Source organism: Saccharomonospora iraqiensis subsp. iraqiensis (assembly GCF_000430445.1).
GTDB lineage: Bacteria > Actinomycetota > Actinomycetes > Mycobacteriales > Pseudonocardiaceae > Saccharomonospora > Saccharomonospora iraqiensis.
In genome coordinates, this window is the sequence record NZ_KE387129.1 from 114,847 (window position 1) to 118,102 (window position 3,256).

General features: G+C 70.6%; 3 protein-coding genes and 2 pseudogenes. 4 read left to right on the top strand and 1 reads right to left on the bottom strand.

The window, feature by feature from the left end; all coding sequences use genetic code 11:
• A partial coding sequence (locus tag ACTIR_RS0119635) for a TetR/AcrR family transcriptional regulator (RefSeq protein ID WP_026455556.1) occupies positions 1–189 on the bottom strand: 189 nt, incomplete at its 3' end.
• A gap of 324 nt (positions 190–513) precedes the next feature.
• Between ACTIR_RS0119635 and ACTIR_RS26080 the strand changes: the two are divergent.
• The 4 genes and pseudogenes from ACTIR_RS26080 to ACTIR_RS27735 all read left to right on the top strand — a co-directional run.
• Positions 514–633, top strand: a pseudogene (locus ACTIR_RS26080) (ABC transporter ATP-binding protein); the annotation flags it as partial.
• A 268-nt stretch (positions 634–901) separates the two neighbouring features.
• Positions 902–1,843: an ABC transporter ATP-binding protein gene (locus tag ACTIR_RS0119645; protein ID WP_026455557.1), complete on the top strand. Its 942-nt coding sequence runs from the start codon at positions 902–904 to the stop codon at positions 1,841–1,843.
• A gap of 47 nt (positions 1,844–1,890) precedes the next feature.
• Complete coding sequence (locus ACTIR_RS0119650) at positions 1,891–2,637, top strand: ABC transporter permease (protein ID WP_026455558.1); 747 nt, start codon at positions 1,891–1,893, stop codon at positions 2,635–2,637.
• 191 nt (positions 2,638–2,828) lie between these two features.
• Positions 2,829–3,256: pseudogene (locus tag ACTIR_RS27735) on the top strand (hypothetical protein); the annotation flags it as partial.

Here is a 3,256-nt window from a genome sequence, read left to right on the forward strand (position 1 = left end):
CGCCGTGCCCGCCTCGGTCAACGCCACCAGCAGGCCGTGCCGCGAGCCGAACCGCCCCGCCACGCTGCCCACGGACACACCGGCCTCCTCGGCCACCGCGGCCAGCGTGAAACCCGGCCCGACCCGGCCGATGACCGCACCGGCCGCCTCCAGCAGCCGGTCGGCACTGATCCTCCGCGGTCGCCCCACGGAATTATTGAATCACCATTCATTAACTCTGCGCAACCGGGCTCCGGGCGGGAATCAGGGAAGCGAGCTCGTCGTCACCGGAGGGACAGCGACAAGATCGGCGAGATCGCCGCACGGGAGCAGGTCGCTCCGCGCGGTGGGTCCGCGCGGTGGGTCCGAGGGCGACTCGGCCGATCGGCCGATTTCCCGGCCCGGGTTCCGGACCGTCCGTCCGACGCGGTCGGCCCCGAACCCGGGAGAGGCTTTCTGCCATGGTTTTCGGAAGGAACAAGACGATCCCGGGGGGGCGGAGCGGACACCGGTGCGAACCCGGGCCGACCACCGGTGCCCACCGGGGCGTCCGCACCGGCACCGGCCGGGCGGGGACTGGTCAAGACCTACGGCACCCAGCGGGCGCTCGACGGGGTCGACATCGAGATCGCCCCGGGCGAGGCGGTGGCCGTTCGACACTGATCCTCCGCGGTCGCCCCATCAGATTATTGAACCATCACTCATCAACTGAGCAACCGGAGTCCGGGCGGGAATCAGGGTCGAAATCAGGGTGATCACCGACGTCGCGGCCGGCCCGGTGCGGCATCCTCGTTCGAGCGGGGGCGGGGGTGGTCCACCACGGCGCGCCGCGGACGCGGCCCCGCCCGAGGCCGGGCGTCCGTGGTGACCCACCCTCGTGACACAGGCATCTCTGCGGCACGGGCCGCACTGGAGGACACAGATGATCGAGGCACGCGGCCTCACCAAGCGCTACGGCAACACCCTCGCGGTGAACGACCTCTCGTTCGACGTGCGACCGGGCACCGTCACCGGGTTCCTCGGGCCGAACGGGGCGGGCAAGTCCACCACGATGCGGATGATGCTCGGGCTGGACAGCCCCACCTCCGGGGAGGTGCGCATCGCGGGCGAGCGCTACCGCGACCTGCGCTACCCGTTGCGGACCGTGGGGGCACTGCTGGAGGCACGGTGGGTGCACCCGAACCGGTCCGCGCGGGCGCACCTGCGCTGGATGGCGAAGTCGAACCGCATCCCGGAACGCCGTGTCGACGAGGTGCTCGACGCGGTGGGCCTCACCGACGTCGCCGGCAAACGGGCCGGGGGCTTCTCGCTCGGCATGTCCCAACGGCTCGGGCTCGCGGCGGCGTTGCTGGGCGATCCCGAGGTGCTGTTGTTCGACGAACCGGTCAACGGTCTCGACCCGGAGGGCATCCTCTGGATCCGCCGGTTCATGCAGCGCCTCGCCGAGGAGGGGCGCACGGTGTTCGTGTCCAGCCACCTGCTGTCCGAGATGGCGCAGACCGCGAGCGAGCTCGTCGTGATCGGCAAGGGCGAGCTGATCGCGCAGAGCGGCACCGACGAGTTCGTGGCCCGTGCGTCCGCCCTGACCGTCAAGGTGCGCAGCCCGGAGATCGGCCGGTTGCGGGGCACGCTGGCCGCGGCGGGCGCCGAGTGCACCGAGGTCGACGACGGCGTCCTGGTCACCGGGATGGACAGCGAGAAGATCGGCGAGCTCGCCGCACGGGAGCAGGTCGTACTGCACGAGCTGAGCCCGCAGCGCGGCTCGCTGGAGCAGGCGTTCATGCAGATCACCGGGGACTCGGTGGAGTACCACGCCGGCTTCGGTGCCGACGACACCACGGCACCCACCCCCGCCGGGGCCTGACCCCGCCCGGACGACCACACCGCCCACCGAGACCGACCGAGGAAATCATGACTCTGCTCGCCGTCGAACGCATCAAACTTCTCACCACCCGCTCACCCTGGTGGTGCGCGATCGCGGGTATCGTACTCACCGCCGGCTTCACCGCGCTCGTGGTCGGCAACGCGAGTGAGCGCGTTCCCGCCACCGTCGCGACCACCCAGTTCGGCTACACCTTCGGCCTCGCCGTGATCATGGTGCTCGCCGCGCTCGCCGTGACGACCGAGTACCGGTTCAGCACCATCCGCACGACGTTTCAGGCCGTGCCCAACCGCACGAAGGCACTGCTGGCCAAGACCACGGTCGTCGCGATCATCTCGCTGATCCTCGGCGAGATCATCGCCTTCACGTGCTGGGGACTGGCCCTGCTGCTGGCTCCCGTCCACGACCTCGCACTGGACAGCACCGCCGACTGGATCAACGTCGCGGGGGTCGGGGTGATCTTCGCGATCTCCGCCGTCATCGCGGTGGCGGTCGGGATTCTGGTGCGGCACAGCGCCGGGGCGATCTCGTTGTTGATGATCTACAGCCTCGCCGTGGAGGGGCTGGTCCAGCTGATCCCGACGATCGGGGACGACATCTACGCGTGGATGCCGTTCAACGTGGCACACAAGTTCCTCACCGGGAGCGGTGAGGCGACCGGAATGCCATCGTCCACCTCGACCCTGAGCCAGGGCGGGGCGCTGCTCTACTTCGCCGCGGTCGCGGCCGCACTGCTGGCCGTGTCGCTCGTGGTCGCCAATCGGAGGGACGCCTGACCACGGTTCCACGGAACGGAAAGCGGGTCCCGGAAACGGTTCCGTGACCCGCTTTTCACCTCCGCAGGCGCCGAGAATGGTTTAATGACGGTTAACCCACCACGAGTCGCCTCACTCGGAAGGGTTTCCGGATGTGCACCGACGCGACGGTGGGTATTCCGGCGTCAGGAAAACTCCACGGAGGTGACCCCTTGGCGGCGACACGGAACCCGGCGGCGGTGACCCGGACCGCGGTGGACCCGGTGACAGCGAACCCGGCGGTGACAGCGAACCCGGCGGTGACAGCGAACCCGGCGGTGACAGCGAACCCGGCGGAGGCCCCGCCGACAGCAGCGGAAGCGGTGGCGGCGGAATCCGCGGCACCGGAGCCCGCGGCGGTGGACGCGGGCCGCGGGACGGCCCCGTACCCGGTCGTGCCGTCCCCGCGGCTGGAACCGATGGTGGAACTGGAATGGGCCGGTGCGATCGAGCAGCCGTTCGGGATCACCGACGCCGCCCGGCCCGCCGACCTCCGGGTGGCCTGGCTGCACCGTGCGCCCGAGGACGAGGTGCTGGCGCTCTACCGCGCGGCGTGCGCGGTGAGCGGACCGGTGCCGTCGCCGTGGTGGCTGCGGGCGGT